The 21,371-nt window shown below is 61.5% G+C and carries 20 protein-coding genes; 7 read left to right on the top strand and 13 right to left on the bottom strand.

All coding sequences use genetic code 11. The features are described 5' to 3' along the window. Window positions 1-49: 49 nt before the first annotated feature. Entirely contained in the window at window positions 50-1,435 is a 1,386-nt protein-coding gene (locus ACIPL2_RS06910; RefSeq protein ID WP_401354247.1) for a GTPase/DUF3482 domain-containing protein, read from the bottom strand. Continuing rightward, window positions 1,428-2,798, bottom strand: coding sequence for a DUF2868 domain-containing protein (locus tag ACIPL2_RS06905; RefSeq protein ID WP_401354244.1), 1,371 nt, complete (start codon window positions 2,796-2,798; stop codon window positions 1,428-1,430). The genes ACIPL2_RS06910 and ACIPL2_RS06905 overlap by 8 nt, the downstream gene beginning before the upstream one ends. Window positions 2,799-2,897: 99 nt before the next feature. Here ACIPL2_RS06905 and ACIPL2_RS06900 point away from each other — a divergent pair, with 99 nt between their 5' ends. Continuing rightward, window positions 2,898-3,410: a dihydrofolate reductase gene (locus ACIPL2_RS06900; protein ID WP_401354243.1), complete on the top strand. Its 513-nt coding sequence runs from the start codon at window positions 2,898-2,900 to the stop codon at window positions 3,408-3,410. A 90-nt stretch (window positions 3,411-3,500) separates the two neighbouring features. Here the strand turns inward: ACIPL2_RS06900 and ACIPL2_RS06895 are convergent, their stop codons facing one another. Further along, window positions 3,501-4,892, bottom strand: a complete 1,392-nt coding sequence (locus tag ACIPL2_RS06895) for an L-cystine transporter (protein WP_401354240.1) — start codon at window positions 4,890-4,892, stop codon at window positions 3,501-3,503. A 241-nt stretch (window positions 4,893-5,133) separates the two neighbouring features. On the opposite strand from ACIPL2_RS06895, the gene ACIPL2_RS06890 reads away from it, so the two are divergent. Further along, window positions 5,134-6,189, top strand: a complete 1,056-nt coding sequence (locus tag ACIPL2_RS06890) for a haloacid dehalogenase-like hydrolase (RefSeq protein WP_401354238.1) — start codon at window positions 5,134-5,136, stop codon at window positions 6,187-6,189. A 213-nt stretch (window positions 6,190-6,402) separates the two neighbouring features. On the opposite strand, the gene ilvD is transcribed toward ACIPL2_RS06890, so the two are convergent. From ilvD to ACIPL2_RS06875, 3 genes are all read right to left on the bottom strand, one after another. Next, window positions 6,403-8,244, bottom strand: a complete 1,842-nt coding sequence (gene ilvD, locus ACIPL2_RS06885) for a dihydroxy-acid dehydratase (RefSeq protein ID WP_154855046.1) — start codon at window positions 8,242-8,244, stop codon at window positions 6,403-6,405. Between the two features lie 360 nt (window positions 8,245-8,604). Then, on the bottom strand, window positions 8,605-9,063 hold the full coding sequence (locus ACIPL2_RS06880) for an REP-associated tyrosine transposase (RefSeq protein ID WP_401354235.1): 459 nt from the start codon (window positions 9,061-9,063) through the stop codon (window positions 8,605-8,607). 187 nt (window positions 9,064-9,250) lie between these two features. After that, entirely contained in the window at window positions 9,251-10,447 is a 1,197-nt protein-coding gene (locus ACIPL2_RS06875; protein WP_401354233.1) for a class I SAM-dependent rRNA methyltransferase, read from the bottom strand. 315 nt (window positions 10,448-10,762) lie between these two features. Between ACIPL2_RS06875 and ACIPL2_RS06870 the strand changes: the two genes are divergently transcribed. Genes ACIPL2_RS06870 through ACIPL2_RS06860 form a run of 3 tightly spaced genes read left to right on the top strand, consistent with a single transcriptional unit; the run spans window position 10,763 to window position 12,796 of the window. Beyond that, window positions 10,763-11,578, top strand: a complete 816-nt coding sequence (locus ACIPL2_RS06870) for an HDOD domain-containing protein (RefSeq protein ID WP_401354294.1) — start codon at window positions 10,763-10,765, stop codon at window positions 11,576-11,578. Window positions 11,579-11,606: 28 nt separating this feature from the next. After that, a complete protein-coding gene (mutM, locus tag ACIPL2_RS06865; protein ID WP_401354230.1) occupies window positions 11,607-12,419 on the top strand; it encodes a bifunctional DNA-formamidopyrimidine glycosylase/DNA-(apurinic or apyrimidinic site) lyase in 813 nt (270 codons plus the stop codon). 53 nt (window positions 12,420-12,472) lie between these two features. Next, window positions 12,473-12,796, top strand: coding sequence for a multidrug transporter (locus ACIPL2_RS06860; RefSeq protein ID WP_401354228.1), 324 nt, complete (start codon window positions 12,473-12,475; stop codon window positions 12,794-12,796). A 142-nt stretch (window positions 12,797-12,938) separates the two neighbouring features. On the opposite strand, the gene ACIPL2_RS06855 is transcribed toward ACIPL2_RS06860, so the two are convergent. The 5 genes from ACIPL2_RS06855 to ACIPL2_RS06835 form a co-directional block, all read right to left on the bottom strand. Beyond that, the gene (locus ACIPL2_RS06855) at window positions 12,939-13,190 is read right to left on the bottom strand and encodes a YfhL family 4Fe-4S dicluster ferredoxin (RefSeq protein ID WP_010466792.1); all 252 of its coding nucleotides are present in this window, start codon (window positions 13,188-13,190) and stop codon (window positions 12,939-12,941) included. A 178-nt stretch (window positions 13,191-13,368) separates the two neighbouring features. Then, window positions 13,369-13,848 carry a pantetheine-phosphate adenylyltransferase gene (gene coaD, locus ACIPL2_RS06850; RefSeq protein WP_109635631.1) on the bottom strand — a complete coding sequence of 160 codons (480 nt, stop codon included), beginning with the start codon at window positions 13,846-13,848 and terminating at the stop codon, window positions 13,369-13,371. 115 nt (window positions 13,849-13,963) lie between these two features. Continuing rightward, window positions 13,964-15,559, bottom strand: coding sequence for a GMC family oxidoreductase N-terminal domain-containing protein (locus tag ACIPL2_RS06845; protein WP_401354226.1), 1,596 nt, complete (start codon window positions 15,557-15,559; stop codon window positions 13,964-13,966). Window positions 15,560-15,658: 99 nt separating this feature from the next. Then, window positions 15,659-16,204 carry a twin-arginine translocation pathway signal protein gene (locus ACIPL2_RS06840; RefSeq protein ID WP_401354224.1) on the bottom strand — a complete coding sequence of 182 codons (546 nt, stop codon included), beginning with the start codon at window positions 16,202-16,204 and terminating at the stop codon, window positions 15,659-15,661. A 26-nt stretch (window positions 16,205-16,230) separates the two neighbouring features. Then, window positions 16,231-17,661 (bottom strand): coniferyl aldehyde dehydrogenase, encoded by a 1,431-nt coding sequence (locus ACIPL2_RS06835; protein WP_401354221.1) that lies wholly within the window; start codon window positions 17,659-17,661, stop codon window positions 16,231-16,233. A 146-nt stretch (window positions 17,662-17,807) separates the two neighbouring features. Between ACIPL2_RS06835 and ACIPL2_RS06830 the strand changes: the two genes are divergently transcribed. Next, on the top strand, window positions 17,808-18,479 hold the full coding sequence (locus tag ACIPL2_RS06830) for a TetR/AcrR family transcriptional regulator (RefSeq protein WP_401354219.1): 672 nt from the start codon (window positions 17,808-17,810) through the stop codon (window positions 18,477-18,479). A 45-nt stretch (window positions 18,480-18,524) separates the two neighbouring features. Next, the gene (locus ACIPL2_RS06825) at window positions 18,525-19,379 is read left to right on the top strand and encodes a sulfurtransferase (RefSeq protein WP_401354216.1); all 855 of its coding nucleotides are present in this window, start codon (window positions 18,525-18,527) and stop codon (window positions 19,377-19,379) included. 119 nt (window positions 19,380-19,498) lie between these two features. Here the strand turns inward: ACIPL2_RS06825 and ACIPL2_RS06820 are convergent, their stop codons facing one another. Both ACIPL2_RS06820 and ACIPL2_RS06815 read right to left on the bottom strand, forming a co-directional pair. Continuing rightward, entirely contained in the window at window positions 19,499-20,338 is an 840-nt protein-coding gene (locus tag ACIPL2_RS06820; protein ID WP_401354213.1) for an AraC family ligand binding domain-containing protein, read from the bottom strand. After that, entirely contained in the window at window positions 20,328-21,341 is a 1,014-nt protein-coding gene (locus ACIPL2_RS06815; protein WP_401354211.1) for a hydrolase, read from the bottom strand. The genes ACIPL2_RS06820 and ACIPL2_RS06815 overlap by 11 nt, the downstream gene beginning before the upstream one ends. Window positions 21,342-21,371 lie beyond the last annotated feature (30 nt).

Raw genomic sequence — 21,371 nt, 5'->3', positions numbered from 1 at the left:
TAGCAGCTGCCTCGCAGGCTCGACAGCTGCTACGAGCATCGGCGCAAAATTAAAACTCCCCAACCTTTCCGGCCAATTCCTCAACCTGCTCCTGCCTTTCCGTTTGATTCAATTTCGAATGCGGGTTGAGCGACGACCATTGCGGATGTGCCCGCGCCTTGTTCAGGGCTTCGGGTAGTTTGCCTTCGCGCCAGGATTTGTCCTGGGGCGTGGCCACTTGAATGCTGTCCATCGCGGCGTGCCCTCGGGCCTCCAGCGCTTGCAGCAGTTGCCGTTGGCGCAGTGCCAATAGACGCAGCACGCTGTCATCGACGGTCAGCTCACGCTGGCCTTTGAGTTTGCCCAGCAAGCGGCTGCCATAACTGCGCGCGGTTTGCAGGGCGCCGCCGGCAATCGCCCCGGCCAATGCGGCCGCGCCGAGGGTCAGGCCGCCGACCAGCAAGTCGACCCCGGCACCGGCCGCTGCGCCCGCGGCGATTCCGCTGCCGACGCGTACGCCCAGTTGCTTGAGGGTTTCCGGATTGAACAGGTCATCGCCCCAACGCCCATCGAGCAACGGCAGGTCACTGGCCGCCGCGTCTTGCGGGCGGAAGGCGTAAAGCTTGAGCAGCGCCTCGACGCAACGCTGTTCTCGTTGGCGCACCGCTTTGCGCAGTTCGCTGATCGCTTGCTGTTCCTCTTCGGCATTACTTGCCACGCTGCGTCGGCATGCCGCGCAGTCGATCAACAAATCGGCAATCAGGCGCGCCGCACTCTGCTGACGAGCGAGGCGTTGCGCTTGCTGATCGGCGATCAGCCGCTCCAGTTGTTCGCGCGAGTTTTCCAGCAGCAGCGCGAGGCTTTCGTAGAGTCGACGCTCGCCATCCTCCGGCGGGGCGACGCTGTCGAAACGCACCAGTGCATGCAAGCCCAGCCGCGCCAGCGCTTCGCGCCAATCCGGTTCACGGTGGTTGGCGCTGCTGACGAAATTGAGCACCGGCAGCAACGGTTTGCCGCAACTGGCCAACACCTCCAGTTCGTCGCGGTACTTGGCCAGCACCGGCTCGCGGGCATCGATCACGTAGAGACCGGCATCGCAGGTCAGCAGTTGCCGCAGCACTTTGGCTTCCTGTTCGAAACGCTGCCGCGCTTCGCTGCCGTCAAGAAATCGCGCCAGTCGAGCCGGGCCGTCGAGGCGTTCGCCGGGGCGCTCCAGGCGTTCGAGGTAGTCGAGCAGGGCGATCGCGTCTTCCAGGCCGGGGGTGTCGAACAGGTCGAGCAACGGCTCGCCGTCCACCGATAACCGCGCGCCTTCGACATGCCGTGTGGTGCTGGGACGATGGGACACTTCGCCGAAACCGACATCGCGGGTCAGCGTTCGCAGCAACGAGGTTTTGCCGACGTTGGTGTGGCCGACCACCGCGAGTTTCAACGGCGGTTTCCAGGGCTTAGTCATGACCGGTCTCCAGCCAGTTCAACGGCGCGCAATCGGCGAACGGCAGCTCCAGCTGTTGCAGCGCCACATGCCAGTCGCCGAGGCGCTCGGCATCCAGTGCTTCGCCGGGTGGTGCTTGCAGCAACCAGACGCGGGTGGCGCTGGCGTTGCGTGCCAGTTCGGCGATCAATGCCAGGCTGCCACGGTCCGGCGAGCGCCGTGGATCGCAGGCGATGGCCAAGCGTGCCGGGGGGAAGCGGCTGAGTTGTTCGAGCAGTTTGTGGCGCGACTCGCGGCTGTCGAGGATGCCCGCGTTGCTGACGGTTTTCGGCAGTGGCGGTGGCCATGGGCGTTGATCGTCCAGTTCGATGGCCACCAGCAATGCGCCATCGCTGGGCAGGTCGCTGGCCGCGGTCTCGACGCGATGTAGGTGTTCGGGCGCGGCATCGCTGATGCCCAGGCGTTCGCTGGTGGGCATCAGCCGTTCGCGCAGTTGGGCGTAGCCGGGCAGGTTCAAGTCCAGGCGCAATTTGGTTTGGCCGGATTTCCAGCGCCACCGACAGAACAGTGCGAGCAGCAGACGCGGTAACACGCCATACACCAGCAACACCCCGACCAGCCACGCGGCCCAGGCCTGGCGGGCGCTTTCGATGTTCAGCGCGGCATCGCCACTGGCGCGGATCATCTCGACGGTGGGCACGCTGAACCCGAGCAAGGCGGGCAGGGCGCCGAGGCTTTGGGTCATGACCACGAAGGTTTCGCCGCTGAGAATCGTGGTTTCCCAGACGAAGCCGTAACGCCGGGTCGCCATCAGCATCAGCAGCGTCACCAGGGCACTGAGCATCGCCAGCAACCACAGGCCGTTGACCAGCATACCGAGCGCCCAGCGATTGAGTTTCTGCCGTTGCAGCAACAACAGCAGGGCCGGCGCCAGTTGCGCGGCTTTGGCATCGCGGGCGAGTTTTTCACTGAGCCACAGCCACAAGCGCCCCAGCGTGGCGCCGTGTTCGCCGGCAAACACCAGGCCCAGCGCCCAGCTCAGCAGCAGAATCAGGTTCAACCCGAGCAGGCTGCCCAACGCCCAGAACACATTGACTGGCGTTTGGCCGTCACCGAGCGCGGCAAACGCCAGGCCGGCACCGCTGACCACCGCCAGCACCGCCAGCACTAGCAGCGCCAGGCGCGCACCTTGCCGCCAATGTGTGAGCGCGGCGCTCAGTCCATCGCGCTCGGCCAGCCACAGCGCGCGTCGTTGGATGCGGGCCGGCAGGTCGCCACCCGCGCTGCGCGCCAGTCGGTTGGCTTCCACATCGTCCAGAGGGCCGGCGTGTTCTTCGCGCAGGCGAATGGTTTCCGTCAGCCAGAGGTTATTCAGTTCAGTCACGCGGCATCCCGTCGCTCAATCCAGCTGTGAGCATAACCGCTGTGGCGCTTGTCGGGGGGCCACGTTGCGAGAAGCGGAGGCTCTGGTATCCTCGCCGGCATGACTAAATCACTCCCCCTCAGCCTGATCGCAGCCCTCGGTGAAAACCGTGTGATCGGCGTCGACAACAGCATGCCCTGGCACTTGCCGGGGGACTTCAAATACTTCAAGGCCACCACCCTTGGCAAGCCGATCATCATGGGTCGCAAGACCTGGGATTCCCTCGGTCGTCCGCTGCCGGGCCGGTTGAACATTGTGGTCAGCCGTCAGGCGGATCTAGTGTTGCAAGGCGCGGAGGTTTATCCGTCGCTGGAGGCCGCCGTGGTTCGCGCCGAAGAATGGGCGAACGCGCAGGGCGTTGATGAGGTGATGTTGATTGGTGGGGCGCAGTTGTATACGCAGGGGTTGGCCCAGGCTGATCGGCTGTACCTGACGCGCGTGGCGTTGAGCCCGGAAGGGGATGCGTGGTTTCCGGCGTTTGATTTGAACGAGTGGAAGCTGGTGTCGAATGTGCCGAATCCGGCCGAAGGCGACAAACCCGCGTACACCTTTGAGGTTTGGGAAAAGGCCTAAAAGCTTCGCGGGCAAGCCTCGCTCCTACAGGGATCGCGTGAGTCCTGTAGGAGCGAGGCTTGCCCGCGAAGGCGATCTATCTGACGCTACTTAAGCGTGAGCCAACTCCGAATGCTCATCCGCATCCAGCAGTTCGTTATCGGTCTGCTGCATGATCTGGCTGGTAATCGCCCCCGCCGTGATCGACCCGCTGACGTTCAACGCCGTGCGCCCCATATCAATCAGCGGCTCAACCGAAATCAGCAACGCCACCAGTGACACCGGCAAACCCATCGCCGGCAGCACGATCAGCGCCGCGAACGTTGCACCACCCCCCACACCCGCCACACCGGCCGAGCTCAGCGTCACAATCGCCACCAACGTCGCGATCCACAGCGGGTCCAGCGGATTGATCCCCACGGTCGGCGCCACCATCACCGCCAACATCGCCGGGTACAGACCGGCACAACCATTCTGGCCAATGGTCGCGCCGAACGAGGCGGCGAAACTGGCGATGGATTGCGGAATGCCCAAACGGCGGGTCTGCGCTTCGATGCTCAACGGAATCGTCGCCGCGCTCGAACGGCTGGTGAAAGCAAACGTCAGCACCGGCCAGATCTTGCGGAAGAAGCGCAGCGGGTTGATCCCGGCCGCCGATACCAGCAGACCATGGACCACAAACATCAGGCCCAGGCCGATGTAGGAAACCACCACGAAACTGCCGAGCTTGATGATGTCCTGCAGGTTGGAACCGGCGACCACTTTGGTCATCAGCGCCAAGACGCCGTACGGGGTCAGCTTCATCACCAGGCGCACCAGGCGCATCACCCAGGCTTGCAGGGTGTCGATGGCATTGATCACTTTCTGACCTTTCTCGACATCATCCTTCAGCAGTTGCAGCGCCGCGACGCCGAGGAACGCGGCGAAAATCACCACGCTGATGATCGAGGTCGGCTTGGCCCGCGCCAGGTCGGCGAACGGGTTTTGCGGAATGAACGACAGCAGCAGTTGCGGCACATTCAGGTCCGCGACCTTGCCTGCGTAATCGGTCTGGATGGTTTGCAGGCGAGCCATTTCCTGGGTGCCGGCGACCAGGCCTTCGGCGGTCAGGCCGAACAGGTTGGTCAGGCCGATACCGATCAACGCCGCGATGGCGGTGGTGAACAGCAGCGTGCCAATGGTCAGGAAGCTGATCTTGCCCAGCGACGAAGCGTTGTGCAGCCGCGCCACGGCGCTGACGATCGAGGCGAACACCAGCGGGATCACGATCATTTGCAGCAACTGCACGTAGCCGTTGCCCACCAGATCGAACCAGCCGATCGAGGTTTTCAGCACCGGGTTACCGGTACCGTAAACAGTGTGCAGTGCCACACCGAACACCACGCCCAGCACCAGTGCGAGCAGGACTTTTTTAGCTAAGCTCCACGTCGTATGTCGGGCTTGCGCCAAGCCGAAGAGCAGGGCGAGGAATACCAGCAGATTGAGGATCAGCGGCAGATTCATGTGAACTCCGAGAGAGACTTGTGCCAGCCACCTTCCGGGGCAGCTGCGAACCGGCAAGCCTAACAGCTTGAAAACTAATGAATTAATATCAAAAAAGTCTGTTCACTGTCGTTTTTGGAATAAGCGGGTGTCGTTGTCGGGGATGCAGCTGACGCGAAAGGGACGCGGGCGGTCGCAGGCAGACGGGGACTGTCACACTAATTTGATAGCGTCGATATCTTTGAATCAGGGAGAAATGCCAATGAAGTTCGCACCGAAATTTCTGGTTGCCGCACTCTGTCTTGGCCTCGCAGGCCAGGTACTCGCCACGGATCTGAAACATTGGCCGGTCGATCAGGCCAAGGCGCTGGACGCAATGATTGCGGCCAATGCCAACAAGGGTAACTACGCGGTGTTCGACATGGACAACACCAGTTACCGCTACGACCTTGAAGAGTCGTTGCTGCCGTTCATGGAGAACAAGGGCCTGATCACCCGCGACAAGCTCGACCCCTCCCTGAAACTGATCCCGTTCAAAGACACCGCTGAACACAAGGAAAGCCTGTTCAGCTACTACTACCGCCTCTGCGAACTCGACGACATGGTTTGCTACCCATGGGTCGCGCAGGTGTTCTCCGGTTTCACGCTGACCGAACTCAAAGGCTATGTCGACGAGCTGATGGCCTCCGGCAAACCGGTGCCGGCCACTTATTACGAAGGCGACGTGGTGAAGAACCTCGACGTCAATCCGCCAAAAATCTTCACCGGTCAGCAAGAGCTCTACAACAAGCTGATGGAGAACGGCATCGAGGTCTACGTCATGACCGCCGCCTCCGAAGAGCTGGTGCGTATGGTCGCGGCCGATCCGAAGTACGGCTACAACGTCAAACCGCAAAACGTCATCGGCGTGAGCCTGCTGCTCAAGGACCCCAAGACTGGCGAGCTGACCACGGCGCGCAAGCAGATCACCGCCGGCAAGTATGACGAGAAGGCCAACCTCGGCCTTGAACTGACCCCGTACCTGTGGACCCCGGCGACCTGGATGGCCGGCAAGCAAGCGGCGATCCTGACGTACATCGATGAGTGGAAAAAACCGATCCTGGTGGGCGGCGATACGCCAAGCAGCGACGGTTACATGCTGTTCCACAGTGTCGACGTGGCCAAGGGTGGCATTCACTTGTGGGTCAACCGCAAAGACAAATACATGACCCAGATAAACGGCATGATGGCCAAGCACGCTGCGGCCCAGGCTAAAGAAGGTTTACCGGTGACGGCGGACAAGAACTGGGTGGTCGTGAAGCCTGAAGAAATTCAGTAAGACCGAGTTGCTGCCTTCGCGGGCAAGCCTCGCTCCTACAGAATCTCCGCTGACCTGTAGGAGCGAGGCTTGCCCGCGAAGAGGCCATCACGTCCGACATTGATCTGGCCTGATACACCGCCTTCGCGAGCAAGCCCGCTCCCACAATTGACCGAGCAGGCCAAAAAAATGCCCCGCACTTGGCGGGGCATTTTTTTGTGCGACGGTTAAGCCTTACAGCCCGTCGAGCATTGCCTTGTTACGCACGGCACCTTTGTCGGCGCTGGTCGCCAGCAGGGCGTAGGCCTTCAGGGCGGTGGTCACCTTGCGTGGACGTTTTTCCACAGGCTTCCAGCCTTTCTGATCCTGCTCGGCGCGACGGCCAGCCATTTCTTCATCGCTGATCAACAGGTTGATCGAGCGGTTCGGAATGTCGATCAGCACTTTGTCGCCGTCCTGCACCAGGCCGATTGCACCGCCGGCAGCGGCTTCTGGCGAAGCGTGGCCGATGGACAAGCCCGAAGTGCCGCCGGAGAAACGGCCATCGGTGAGCAGGGCGCAGGCTTTGCCCAGGCCTTTGGATTTCAGGTACGACGTCGGGTACAGCATTTCCTGCATGCCCGGGCCGCCTTTCGGGCCTTCGTAACGAATGATCACGATGTCGCCGGCCTTCACTTCGTCCGCGAGGATGCCGCGTACGGCGCTGTCCTGGCTTTCGAAGATCTTCGCGTTGCCTTCGAAGACGTGGATCGATTCATCGACGCCGGCGGTTTTCACCACGCAGCCATCGAGCGCGATGTTGCCGTAGAGAACGGCCAGGCCGCCTTCTTTCGAGTAAGCGTGCTCAACGCTACGGATGCAGCCGTTTTCACGGTCGTCGTCGAGGGTTTCCCAACGGGTCGACTGGCTGAAAGCGGTTTGCGTCGGGATGCCCGCCGGACCGGCCTTGAAGAAGTGATGCACGGCTTCGTCGTCAGTCTGGGTGATGTCCCACTTGGCGATGCCTTCGGCCAGGGTCTTGCTGTGCACGGTCGGCAGGTCGGTGTGCAGCAGACCGCCACGGGCCAGCGAACCGAGGATGCTGAAGATCCCGCCAGCGCGGTGCACGTCTTCCATGTGGTACTTCTGGATGTTCGGCGCGACCTTGCACAGTTGCGGTACGTGGCGGGAGAGACGGTCGATGTCGCGCAGGTCGAAATCGATCTCGGCTTCCTGCGCCGCGGCCAGCAAGTGCAGGATGGTGTTGGTGGAACCGCCCATGGCGATGTCCAGGGTCATGGCGTTTTCGAACGCCTTGAAGTTGGCGATGTTGCGCGGCAACACCGACTCGTCGTTGTCGGTGTAGTAACGCTTGCACAGCTCGACGATGGTGCGGCCGGCCTGCAGGAACAGCTGTTCGCGGTCGCTGTGGGTGGCCAGGGTCGAACCGTTGCCCGGCAAGGCCAGGCCCAGGGCTTCCACCAGGCAGTTCATCGAGTTGGCGGTGAACATGCCGGAGCACGAACCGCACGTCGGGCAGGCGCTGCGCTCGTACTCAGCGACTTTCTCGTCAGAAGCGCTGGAGTCGGCGGCGATCACCATGGCGTCGACGAGGTCGAGACCGTGGCTGGCCAGTTTGGTCTTGCCGGCTTCCATCGGGCCGCCGGAAACGAAGATCACCGGGATGTTCAGGCGCAGGGCGGCCATCAGCATGCCAGGGGTGATCTTGTCGCAGTTGGAGATGCAGACGATGGCGTCGGCGCAGTGAGCGTTGACCATGTACTCGACGGAGTCGGCGATGATCTCGCGGCTCGGCAGCGAGTACAGCATGCCGTCGTGACCCATGGCGATACCGTCATCCACGGCGATGGTGTTGAATTCTTTCGCTACACCGCCAGCGCGTTCGATTTCGCGGGCGACCAGTTGGCCCAGATCCTTGAGGTGGACGTGGCCCGGTACGAACTGGGTGAAGGAGTTGGCAATGGCGATGATCGGCTTTTTGAAGTCGTCATCTTTCATCCCCGTGGCGCGCCACAGTGCGCGGGCGCCGGCCATGTTGCGGCCATGGGTGGATGTTTTCGAGCGGTAATCAGGCATGAAGCACTCCGGGCGGCTAATCAGGTATCAAAAGGGAAGTGAGCTTCTATTGACGTCTGGAACACCCAGAAATGGCCGTGTGTCCGGAAGTTGCCGATAACTTTGCGGGATCGCCGCGCGCTTCAGCTTGAGCTCATAAACCCGCCGGGGGATGACTGGCGATGAATGTCGCGATTCTACACGGCTGGCGGCTGGAGGGAATGCCCGCAACCGCGCTTACGTGACATACGGATGCGCAAACCAAACCACCCCCGTAGGAGCGAGCTCGCTCGCGATGAACCCGAGAGCGCCGCTGGGTGTCAGTTAGCCCGCGTTATCGTTGACGACCCTCGCGAGCGAGCTCGCTCCTACAGGGGGTGGTCAGATCCAGATGGCGTCCCATAGCGGATAGTCGCCGATATGCTCGACCAGACCGGCTCGCAATGGGTTGGCAACGATGTATCGAGCCATCGCCTTCAGATCTTCCTCATAACGCAGGGCACGATCGAAGTAACCCTTTTGCCATACGGGTTCTGAAATGCCTCGCTGCTGATTGATAAGTCGTGCGCAACGGGATTTGGTGGCTTGCATCAGTTTCGGCAAATCGCCGTTGTGCAGCTCGACCAACCAGTGGAAGTGATCCGGCATGATCACCCAGGCAATTGAGGTGGCGTTACCGGCTTCCTGCGCTCTTCTGAACTCGTGCACCAGTAAGCGCCCCATGCGCCAATCCTTGAAAATCAGTTTTCGTTCAGAGGTGACTGCGGTTAGCAGATAGATGCGACCGGGTTCCGAGTGACGACCTGTACGTAAGCGGTGGGCTTGCGGCGTGCTGGACATTCCGTTGTCCTCTTCTTGATACGTGAAGAGAAACGGTAGGTGCAGGACAGGCGGTTGTCGCTGTTACACGTAGTTCAAGATATGTAGGAGCGAGTTTGCTCGCGATGAACTCGACAGCGCCGCTGGGTGCCAGGTTGCCAGCGTTATCGTTGACGTCCATCGCGAGCGAGCTCGCTCCTACAGGGGCTTAGCTATTTGGCAGCAGACGGCAGGTGATGCTCTTGATGTAGCGGGTTTCAGCAATCGCCGGGTGCACCGGGTGATCCGGGCCCTGGCCGCCGCGTTCGAGCATCTGGATGTTGCGGTCCAGGTGACGGGCGCTGGTCAGCAGGATGTTCTGCAGATCGTCTTCCGGCAGGTGCATCGAGCACGATGCGCTGATCAGGATGCCGTCCTTGCTGAGCAGGCGCATGGCTTGCTCGTTCAGGCGACGGTAGGCGCCTTCGCCGTTCTTCATGTCTTTCTTGCGTTTGATGAACGCCGGCGGGTCGGCCACGATCACGTCGAAACGTTCTTCGCTGGCTTTCAATTCTTTGAGGGCTTCGAACACGTCGCCCTCGATGCAGGTCATTTTCTCGGCGAAGCCGTTCAGCGCGGCGTTGCGCTCGACGCCGTCGAGGGCGAAGGCCGATGCGTCGACGCAGAACACTTCACTGGCGCCGAATGCGGCGGCTTGCACGCCCCAGCCGCCGATGTAGCTGTACAGGTCGAGTACGCGTTTGCCTTTGGCATACGGGGCCAGGCGTGCGCGGTTCATGCGGTGGTCGTAGAACCAGCCGGTTTTCTGACCCTGGATGACCGGTGCTTCGAATTTCACGCCGTTCTCTTCCAGCGCAACCCACTCCGGCACCAGGCCGAACACGGTTTCGACGTAGCGGTTGAGGCCTTCGGCATCGCGCGCAGCGGAGTCGTTCTTGAACAGAATGCCGCTTGGCTTGAGCACTTGGGTCAGTGCCGCGATCACGTCTTCTTTATGGGCTTCCATGGTCGCCGAAGCGATCTGCACCACCAGGATGTCGCCGAAACGGTCGACCACCAGGCCTGGCAGCAGGTCGGAATCACCGTAGACCAAGCGATAGAACGGCTTGTCGAACAGGCGATCGCGCAGGGACAGCGCGACGTTCAGGCGATGCACCAGCAGCGACTTGTCCAGCGGCAACTTGATGTCGCGCGACAGCAGGCGGGCGCAGATCAGGTTGTTCGGGCTCATGGCGACGATGCCCAGCGGCTTGCCGCTGGCGGCTTCGAGGATCGCCTGGTCACCGGCCTTGAAGCCGTGCAAAGGGGTCGCCGCTACATCGATTTCGTTGCTGTAGACCCACAAGTGGCCGTTTCGCAGGCGACGGTCGGCGTTGGCTTTGAGGCGCAGGCTAGGCAGGGACATGACGTCGCTCCGGAAAAAAGAGCGGGAGTATAGCGTGTTGAGGCTTGTGGCGGGCTGGGTGGGCGATGAAACGCTGATGGCCTCTTCGCGGGCAAGCCTCGCTCCTGCAAGGGGCGCGTAAATCCTGTAGGAGCGAGGCTTGCCCGCGAAGGCCATTTCGAATACCACGCCGACAATGAAACTTCAGGCAATGTGCCGGCCAAGGTGTCGGATCCAACTTTATAACGGTTAGAATCTGCGCCTGACCCAGAGTGTGTACCTATGTCCCAAGAGCTGACCACCGAACAGATTCAACAGTCCCTGCAAGGCATTAGCGTGCCGGCCCAGCCGCAGATCATGGTGGATTTGCAGATGGAGCAGTACATGCCCGATCCGGATCTGGAGGTGATCGCGAAGCTGATCTCCCAGGACCCGGGCCTCTCTGGCGCCTTGTTGAAAATCGTCAACTCGCCGTATTACGGCTTGAGCAACAAGATTGCCTCGATCCAGCGTGCGGTGAACCTGCTGGGCAGCCGTTCGATCATCAACCTGATCAACGCGCAGTCGATCAAGGGCGAAATGAACGACGACACCATCGTCACCTTGAACCGTTTCTGGGACACCGCTCAGGACGTGGCGATGACCTGCCTGACCCTGGCCAAGCGCATCGGCGTCCAGGCCGGCGATGAAGCGTACGCGCTGGGCCTGTTCCACGATTGCGGCGTGCCGCTGATGCTCCAGCGGTTCCCCAACTACATGACCGTTCTGGAAGAGGCCTATGCCAGCGCCAGTGCCGAATGCCGGGTGGTCGACACCGAGAACCGGGTGTTCAATACCAACCACGCAGTGGTCGGTTATTACACGGCCAAATCCTGGCGCCTGCCGGAGCATGTGAGCACGGCCATTGCCAATCACCACAATGCCCTGGCGATTTTCAGCGATGAATCGTCGCGCAACTGCCAGATGAAGAACCTGCTGGCGATCCTGAAGATGGCCGAGCATATTTGTGCCTCGTACCGGGTTCTGGGCAACCAGAAAGAGGACCACGAATGGAATAGCATCGCGCCATTGGTGCTTGATTACATCGGTCTGTCGGACTACGACTTCGAGACCCTCAAACAAACGATCCGCGACCTTGGCGCTCACCGCTGAGTGCCGGACAGCCTGATTCGAGAGCACCATGCCTGAATTGCCAGAAGTCGAAACCACCCGTCGCGGGATCGCCCCGCACCTGGAAGGCCAGCGCGTCAGCCGGGTGATCGTGCGCGACCGGCGCCTGCGCTGGCCGATTCCCGAGGACCTGGATGTTCGGCTATCCGGTCAGCGCATCGTGCTGGTGGAGCGCCGCGCCAAGTACTTGTTGATCAATGCCGAGGTCGGCACGCTGATCAGCCATTTGGGCATGTCAGGGAATTTGCGTCTGGTGGAAGTCGGCCTGCCGGCCGCCAAGCATGAGCACGTCGACATCGAGCTGGAATCCGGCCTGGCCCTGCGTTACACCGATCCGCGACGGTTCGGAGCGATGCTCTGGAGCCTCGACCCGCTGAACCATGAACTGCTGATTCGCCTGGGGCCGGAGCCGTTGACCGACCTGTTCGACGGTGACCGTTTGTTCCAGCAGTCACGCGGGCGCTCGATGGCGGTCAAGCCGTTCATCATGGACAACGCGGTGGTGGTGGGTGTCGGTAATATCTACGCCACCGAAGCGCTGTTCGCGGCCGGTATCGACCCGCGCCGGGAGGCCAAGAGCATTTCCCGAGGGCGATACCTGAAACTGGCCATCGAGATCAAACGCATTCTGGCGGCCGCCATCGAGCGCGGCGGCACGACGTTGCGGGACTTTATCGGCGGTGACGGTCAGCCGGGGTATTTCCAGCAGGAACTGTTCGTCTACGGCCGCGGTAGCGAGCCTTGCAAGGTCTGTGGGACGGAGCTGCGGGAAGTGAAACTCGGGCAGCGCGCCAGCGTCTTTTGCCCGCGCTGTCAGAGCTGAGTGTCCTACGGTCTATAGTCAGTGTTCTCACTGCCTAGCCGAAGGACCGTGCCATGAATCTGTTTCGAGCCCTTGTCGTAACGCTGCTGTTGAGCGTCGGTGCACCCGCGCTGGCGGCAAATACAGGCAGCGGCGACCCGCGCTACACCATCCAGAATCCCCCGGCGTACGCCATGCTCGGCGACTTGCTGATTGCCCGACCGTTGTTGGTCGTGGCGACAGTGATCGGTGCCGGGGCGTTCATCGTGTCGTTGCCGTTTACTGCACTGGGTGGCGGTGTTGGCGATGCGGGGCAGGCGCTGGTGGTCGATCCGGCGAAAGCGGCGTTTGTGCGGTGTTTGGGGTGTATCGGCGAGGGGTTTGAGCAAAGGGAGTGATGTCAGTTACTTCTTTGGTGTGGCTGATGGCCCTTTCGCGAGCAAGCCCGCTCCCACATTTGATCTGCGTCGTTCACAGGTCAAATGTGGGAGCGGGCTTGCTCGCGAAAGGGCCCGGACAAACGCTACAAAAACCTCAGGCTCAAGCCTTGCCGGTAATGATCCGATACTTCGCCATCAACTGTTCTTCAGTTTCCGGGTGCGCCTCGTCCAGCGGAATGCAATCCACCGGGCACACTTGCTGGCACTGAGGTTCGTCGTAGTGGCCAACACACTGCGTGCACAGGTTCGGGTCGATCACGTAGATCTCTTCGCCCTGGGAAATGGCAGCGTTCGGGCACTCGGGTTCGCAGACGTCGCAGTTGATGCAATCGTCGGTGATGATCAGGGACATGCTAACTCCAGCCGGGGCGGCGGGCCCGGGCGTAATAAACCAATGCACACAATTGTGCCGCATTGGCGCTGCAGGAGCCAGCTTGCTGGCGATGGACGCGAGGGCCGCGCGTTGATCCAGGCAGCCATCGTCATCGTTGAAGTCCATCGCGAGCGAGCTCGCGCCTACAGTGGCGGGGTTATTTCTTGAAGCGCTCGGTCAGCGCGTCCGCTACAGCCGGGTGGACAAACTTGGTGATATCGCCGCCCAACGCTGCGATTTCGCGCACCAACGTCGAGGAAATGAACGAATAACGCTCGGACGGCGTCAGGAACAGGCTTTCCACATCCGGCGCCAGTTGGCGGTTCATGTTGGCCAGCTGGAATTCGTATTCGAAGTCCGACACCGCGCGCAAACCACGCAGGAACACGTTGGCGTTCTTCTCTTTGGCAAAATGCGCCAACAGCGTCGAGAAGCCGACGACTTCAACGTTCGGCAAATGTTTAGTGACCTCGCGGGCCAGCGCCACTCGTTGTTCCAGGGGAAACAACGGGTTTTTCTTCGGGCTGGCGGCGACGGCAATGATCACGTGATCGAACAGGCGCGCGGCGCGTTCGACCAAGTCGCCATGGCCCTTGGTAATAGGGTCGAAGGTACCTGGGTACAACACTCGGTTCATCGCGTCGTCCTGGCGGGAGTCCGTTGGGGAGTCGGATGGTATCGCAGCCTTCCCGGTCGGCCAAGTCGCCTTTTGGGTAAGAAAGCACTATAGACGATACGAATATTCTCCGTTTTCATGGATTTTTCAAACGTTCAGCCAAGGAAGTGGCCAGTTGCGCCGTCAGCCCGTAGACCGACAATTGCGGGTTCGCGCCAATGCTGGTGGGGAACAGCGAGCCGTCATGAATCGACAGATTCGCCAACTGATGATGCCGGCCGAGGCTGTCGGTCACGGCGTTTTTCGGGTCTTCGCCCATCGCACAACCGCCCATCACGTGCGCACTGCCCAGGCGGGTGCGATACAACTCAAGGCTCAAACTGTCTATCAGCGTGCGCGCTTCGGCCAGGGTTTTCACGTAGCGAGCGTCAGCGTGCATCGGCATCACCGCATTGGCGCCACCGGCGAACTGGATCTCGGCCATGCTGTGGAATGCCCGGCGCAACCCGTCCCAGGCGTAGGGTGAAACCTGATAGTCGAGCACCGGTGTGCCATCGCCGCGCAGTTCCACGCTGCCGCCGGGGCTGTCCGGGTGAAAACCGTCGCGCAGCAATGCCAGCATGGCGTGGGTGTGGGGCAGGTGTTCCATGTGTTGCGCGTTTTCCTTGCCGAAGCCGCCCAGCAGGGTCGTGGCCAGCGCCGGGTGCAGCGGCGGCACTTCCAGTTTGTAGGACATCTTGCCGGTGGTGCCGTCCTGCCATTGGAAATGGTCGGAATAGATCGACTGCGGCGCGCCGTAGAACGGGTTGATCACCTCGTCGAACAGCCCGGCGGACATGTTGACCAAATGCAGGAAGGTCCGTTTGCCCAGCCGTTTGTGCGGATCCGGCGCCTCGGAGCGCAGCAGCAGCGCCGGGCTGTTGATTCCGCCACCGGCCAGCACGTAATGCCGGGCCTTGACCGTAATCGTCTTGCCCGTGGGGACGACGCAACGCTCGTCCATCGCCACGCATTGCAGGCCGGTGACTTTGCCGTCCTGGATCGAGAGCTTTTCGGCGCGGGCCAGATAGAGCAGCTCACCACCTTTTTCCAGCGTTGCCGGAATGGTCGTCACCAGCATCGATTGCTTGGCGTTGGTCGGGCACCCCATGCCGCAGTAGCCGAGGTTCCAGCAACCACGTACGTTGCGCGGGATCACGTGCCAGGCATAGCCGAGTTTTTCGCAGCCTTTGCGGATCACGTCGTTGTTGGCGTTGGGCGGGACCATCCATGGGGCGACACCCAGGCGCTGTTCCATTTTCTCGAACCAGGGCGCCATCTCGGCCGGGGTGTGACCTTTGACGTTGTGTTCCTTGGCCCAGTGGTCGAGGGTCGGCGCTGGCGTGCGAAAGCTCGACGTCCAGTTGATCAGCGTGGTGCCGCCAACCGCCCGACCCTGAAGGATGGTGATCGCGCCGTCCTTGCTCATGCGGCCGATGCCTTCCTGATAGAGGCTGGTGTAGGCCTGATCTTCGAGCAGCTTGAAATCGCTGCTGGTCTTGAGCGGGCCTTCCTCGATCAGCAACACCTTGTAGCCGGCGGCGCTGAGGATTTCGGCCGTGGTGCCGCCGCCAGCGCCGCTGCCGATGATCGCCACGTCCGCTTCGAGGGCCAGGTCCCGGGTCAGTTGCGAACCGTTGTAGGTTTTCCAGCCACGGGCCAGGCCTTCGCGGAACGGATCGGGTACGGGCATGTTCGGGCTCTCTTGTTGTTATGTTTTGGGTGCAGTGGTGGGGCGGCTGACGTCTTCGCTGTAGGAGCGAGGCTTGCCCGCGAAAGGGTCGACTCGGTTTCAGACAGTAGGCGGTCCGGGATACCCGCAATGTGCCCACGATTCCGCGCGGCTGTACCAGGCCATCATCACCAGTTGCTGCAGCGAGCTGTGGCCCATGCGCAGCAGGCTCAGCGAGCTGTTTTCCCAGCGATCGAGAAAGTGCCGGATCTCATCGGGACTGGCGTTTTCCCAACTGCCCCAGATCCCGGTCAAAGGCCCGCGCGTCACGGCCATCCCCAGTACGTCGAACAATTGCTGGGTCAGCTTGAGCATTTCCGGCGACAGATGATTCAGCGCGTTATCCAGGCAGTGCAGGGTTTCTCCGACGGCCGACGGCATTTTTTCAACCGCCACGGCGCCGTCGAGCATCACCGGGATCAACGCCCGCAGAAACAACAGGTCGCCACTGCGCAAAATCGTAAAACCGCTGGCCGGGATGCTCGACGAGCAGCCGCTGAGGCTCGCGCCCAAACCGGCCGTGGCCAGAAACGCACTGGCGCCGAGGCTGAATTTAAGCAAGCCGCGCCGTGACAGCGCGGGTGTATCGGACAGGCTTGGGCTCATTATTGTTATTACCCGAAGGGTGATCGTTAGCGGATAAACAGCTTCTGGATCAGTTTCTGAATGGCTTTGCCGTACGGCGGATAGATCAGCTTCGCGGCGTTGAACCGCTGCTTGATCAGCACGCCTTTGGCCTTGCTGAAGGTCAGGAAACCTTCATGGCCGTGGTAATGGCCCATGCCCGAGGCGCCGATGCCGCCGAATGGCATGTCGTCCTGAGCGACGTGCAGCAGGGTGTCGTTCAGGCACACGCCACCGGAATGGGTTTCATGGAGCACGCGGTTTTGTTCGCGCTTGTCGTAGCCGAAGTAATACAGCGCCAGCGGGCGAGGGCGTTGGTTGATGTAGGCAAACGCCTGATCCAGGTCCTTGTACGGAACGATCGGCAGCAACGGGCCGAAGATTTCGTCCTGCATCACCGTCATGTCGTCGCTGACGTTAAGCAGCAGGCTATGGCCCATGCGCCGGCCCTGACCCTGATCGAACAGCGGAATCAGCAGCGCGCCCTTGCTGGTGGCGTCGCTGAGGTAGCCGTTGAGTCGCGCCAGTTGTCGGTCATTGATGATGGCGGTGTAGTCCGGGTTGTCGGCCAGTGTCGGATAAAACCCGCGAACCGCCTGACGATAGGCCTCGACGAAAGAACCGACGCGGTCTTCCGGCACCAGCACGTAATCCGGCGCCACGCAGGTTTGCCCGGCGTTGAGGGTCTTGCCGAACGCGATGCGTTCGGCGGCATCCTTGAGCGGCACATCGCGCGAAACGATGGCCGGGGACTTGCCACCCAGTTCGAGGGTGACCGGCGTCAGGTTCTCGGCCGCCGCGCGCATCACATGTTTGCCGATGCTGGTGGCGCCCGTGAACAGCAGGTGATCGAAACGCAACCGGGAAAACGCCACGCCGATATCGGCCTCGCCGAGCACCACGCAGACCAGGTCCTGGGGAAAGATCCGGCCCAGCAGTTCCTTGAGCAGCAAACCGGTGGCGGGGGTCGATTCGCTGAGTTTGAGCATCACCCGATTGCCCGCCGACAACGCGCCCACTAATGGGCCGATGGCCAGGTACAGCGGGTAGTTCCACGGCACGATGACCCCGACCACGCCCAACGGTTGATAAACGACCTTGGCCGAGGCGGGTTGAAAGGCGATGCCGACCTTGCGCCGCGACGCTTTCATCCAGCTTTTGAGGTGCTGGCTGGCGTAATGAATGCCATGCAGGCTGGGCATCAGTTCGGCGAGCAGGGTTTCATCGGCACTGCGGTGGCTGAAGTCCTGGCTGATCGCCTCGATCAGTGGCTGGCGTTCATTGTTCAACATCTCGCGCAACGCTTTGAGCCATTGCTGGCGCTGGGCGGCCGGCGGCATCGGGTTGGCGGCATAGGCCGTGCGCTGGGCTTCGAACAGGGTTTGGAGTTCTTCCAGTGGCTGCTGCAGGTTTTGCAGGTAGGCGATGTCAGCAGTCATGGTCGGCTCCGGATTTATTGTAATGGGGATGTTTTTAGAGTCTATGCTCTAAAAAGTCAAATGGCATCCTGGCGCAGCTTTGTTTTATCCGTTCGCGGATAGGTCGTAAGATGCCCGTCAACGCACTCTGAATTAAAGCCCAAGCCATGGCCCCCAGGATCAAAACCAGCGAGCGCATCGTGCAGAACAGCCTGGAGCTGTTCAATCAGCAGGGCGAGCGCAGCATCAGCACCAACCACATTGCTGCCCACATGGAAATTTCCCCGGGCAACCTGTACTACCACTTCCCTAACAAGCAGGCGATCATCGCCGTGCTGTTCAGTGAGTACGAAAGCCTGGTGGACAGCTTCCTGCGCCCACCCCAGGGCCGCGCCGCCACGGTTGAAGACAAGCGTTTCTACCTCCAGGAATTGTTGGCCGCGATGTGGCGCTACCGGTTTTTGCATCGCGATCTTGAGCACTTGCTCGACAGCGATCCGGAACTGGCCGCCCGGTATCGACGCTTTTCCCAGCGCTGCCTGATCCACGGCACGCACATCTACGCCGGCTTCGTCGAGGCCGGAATCCTGCAGATGGACAAGGTCCAGATCGAATCCCTGACGCTCAATGCCTGGATCATCCTGACGTCGTGGGTGCGCTTTCTGTGCACCACGCGGGAAAACTCCAGTCACCTGAGCGAACAGGCGATCAAGCGTGGGGTGTATCAGGTGCTGGTGCTCGAGGCCGGCTTCGTCACGGATCAAGCACGCGATGCGGTCACCGCGCTGTTCGCAGAGTTTTACGTGCCGTTGGCCCAGGCCCTGGAAGAAGTGGGATAGAAAGTGCAGTAGGATCAAGCATCGCCTTAATCACAGGAGCCCGTTATGCCCATTGCGCAATTGATCAGCCCGCAAGCGTTGGACTTGAAAAAGGACGTGCCCGGGCTGGTGATTCTGGATTGTCGTTTTGCCCTCGAAGACCCGGACTACGGTCAGCGCAGCTATGCCGAAGGGCATATCGCCGGGTCGAGTTTTGCCGATCTTGAGCGTGACTTGAGCGGGACCGTGGTCAAGGGCGTGACCGGGCGGCATCCGTTGCCTGAACCGCAAGACCTGATCGAGCGCCTGCAAGCCTGGGGCATCAACGCCGACAGCGAGGTGATTTTGTACGACGACGGTCCGGGTGCCTTCGCGGCGCGGGCCTGGTGGTTGCTGGCCTGGCTGGGCAAGCGTGACGGTGTGTTCATCCTCGATGGCGGGCTCAAGGCCTGGCACGCGGCGGGTTTGCCGCTGAGCCTGGATGCGCCGCACATCGAACGTGGCACGTTTGCCGGGACCCCGGACAACGCGCTGATCTTGAGTGCCGAACAGCTCGCACAACGTCTCGACCAGCCCGCGCTGACCTTGATCGATGCTCGTGCCTTGCCGCGCTTCAAGGGCGAGGTGGAGCCGATTGACCCGATTGCCGGGCACATTCCCGGTGCGCAATGTGCGGCGTTCACCGAGAACCTGGGCAGCGACGGGCGTTTTCTGCCGGCGGATCAGCTCAAGCAGCGCTTTGCGGCGAAGCTCGGTGACCGTTCACCGAACGATCTGGTGGCGTATTGCGGTTCGGGTGTGACGGCTTGCCACAACCTGTTTGCCCTGTGCCTGGCGGGTTATCCGTTGGGGGCGTTGTATGCCGGGTCGTGGAGCGAGTGGATCAACGATCCCGCACGCGGCATCGCCATCGGCGAATAACACCCTTCAAATGTGGGAGCGGGCTTGCTCGCGAAAGCGGTGTGTCAGTCAACATTGATGCCGACTGACCCACCGCTTTCGCGAGCAAGCCCGCTCCCACATTTGGATTTGTGTCGGCCTTAACTTCGGGGTAGTTGCCGGGCACTGCGATACGCCCCCGGCCCAACCCCGTAAACCTGCTTGAACTGCCGGCTCAGGTGACTCTGGTCGGCAAAGCCCAATTGCATGGCCACTTCCAGCGGTAAACAACCTCCCTGCAACAACGCCCGTGCCCGGGCGATGCGCTGCTGCATCAGCCAGGTATGCGGTGGCATGCCGGTGGCGCGGCGGAACACCCGGGCAAAGTGGAAGGGCGAGAGGTTCACCGCCGCCGCCAGTTCTTCCAGAGACGGTGGCGCCGCCAGTTGCGCATGCAGCAAATCCTTGGCCAGGCTCACGGCGCGGTGTTCCTTGCCGGGTTTGCCGGCGATCGGTACGGCCGCGTGACGTTGCAGCAGCAACAGCATCATTTCCCGCCACACCGTTTGCTGTTGCAGGGCCGTCGACGGATTCTCCAGCAGGCGATGCAGTTGGCAGAAACCCTTCACCAGATCCGGGTCGCGATACAGCGTCGCGCCAAACATCGGCAAAGTGTCGGTCGGCAGTTCAAGCTCCGCCAGCAACGACAGAATCTGACCGCTGTCCGGGTAAAACGCCCGGTACAACCAACCGTCTTCCGTGCCTTTGTGGCCGGTGTGCAACTCATCGGGATTGATCAGCACCAGCGTGCCGCTCCCCGCCAAATGTTCGGCGCCGCGATAGCGATAACGTTGGGCGCCGGCCATGATTATGCCGATCACGTAGCCATCATGCACATGGGGCGCGAAACGGTGCTCGATGTAGCGCGCCGACAACAACTCGACCCCGGCCAACGGCGCCGTTTGCCAGAAACGGATCGACTCGCCCTGGTCAGCGTCCATGGCCTGACTCGCGACGGGTGGCGGCCAGCCACTGCGGAATGCGCCGTTCCAGGTAGTAGCCCGGTCGCCGGAACGTGCCATCGACGAAGCCGACATGGCCGCCCTTGGCTTGCAGTTCGAATTGGGTGCAGGCGGACAGTTCGTCGGCGTGCGGCAGGCTGTGGGGGAAGACGAAGGGATCGTCTGCTGCCTGAATAATCAGCGTCGGCGTACGAATCTCGCCAAGGAAATAGCGACTCGAGGCACGACGATAGTAGTCCTCGGCGTCGACGAAACCGTTCAGCGGCGCCGTCACCCGGCCGTCGAAATCCCAGAACGTGCGCATGTTTTCCAGAGAACCCAGCGCAGCCAATGCTGCCAGCCCATCCTCGCGCCCGTCATGCTGGAACTGTCGCTGCTTGTTCTTGATGTAGGCCAGCATCTCGCGCATGAAGTGCGCTTGATAGACCTTGGAAAACCCCTGCCCGATCCGGTCGGCGCAGTGATCGAGGCGGAACGGCACCGACACCGCCACTGCGCCGAGCACGCCGCTGTCACTGCCGGTCTCGCCCAAATGCTTGAGCAGGACATTGCCGCCCAGAGAATAGCCGACGGCGTACAGCGGCGCCAAAGGGCGATTGGAACGCAGGTGTTTGATGGCTTCGGCCAGGTCTTCACTGGCACCGGAATGGTAGCTGCGCGCCAGCAGATTGGGTTCGCCCGAGCAGCCGCGCCAGTTCAACGCAACGCTGGCCCAGCCTTGGGCACCCAGCGCTTTTTGTACGCCGGCCACGTAAGGTGAGTTCGATGAGCCGGTCAGCCCGTGCAGCACTAGCACCAACGGGGCATCGGCGCTGTGCGGGCCGTGCCAGTCGAGGTCGAGGAAGTCACCATCCTCAAGCCACAAGCGTTCGCGCTGACGTTCAATGTGCGTGGTTTTGCGCCACAGCGGTCCCCACAATGTCTGCAAGTGCGGGTTGCCGAGGCCTAAGGCGGGGGTGAAGCGTTCTGGCGGATGGGACACGATTACTCTCGATGCAGCGGCGCGCACCTC

Origin of the sequence: Pseudomonas sp. NPDC086251 (genome assembly GCF_044746405.1) — a bacterium.
Taxonomy (GTDB): domain Bacteria; phylum Pseudomonadota; class Gammaproteobacteria; order Pseudomonadales; family Pseudomonadaceae; genus Aquipseudomonas.
Note: the sequence above shows the minus strand (reverse complement) of the source record. Positions and strands in the feature narration are given on the sequence as shown.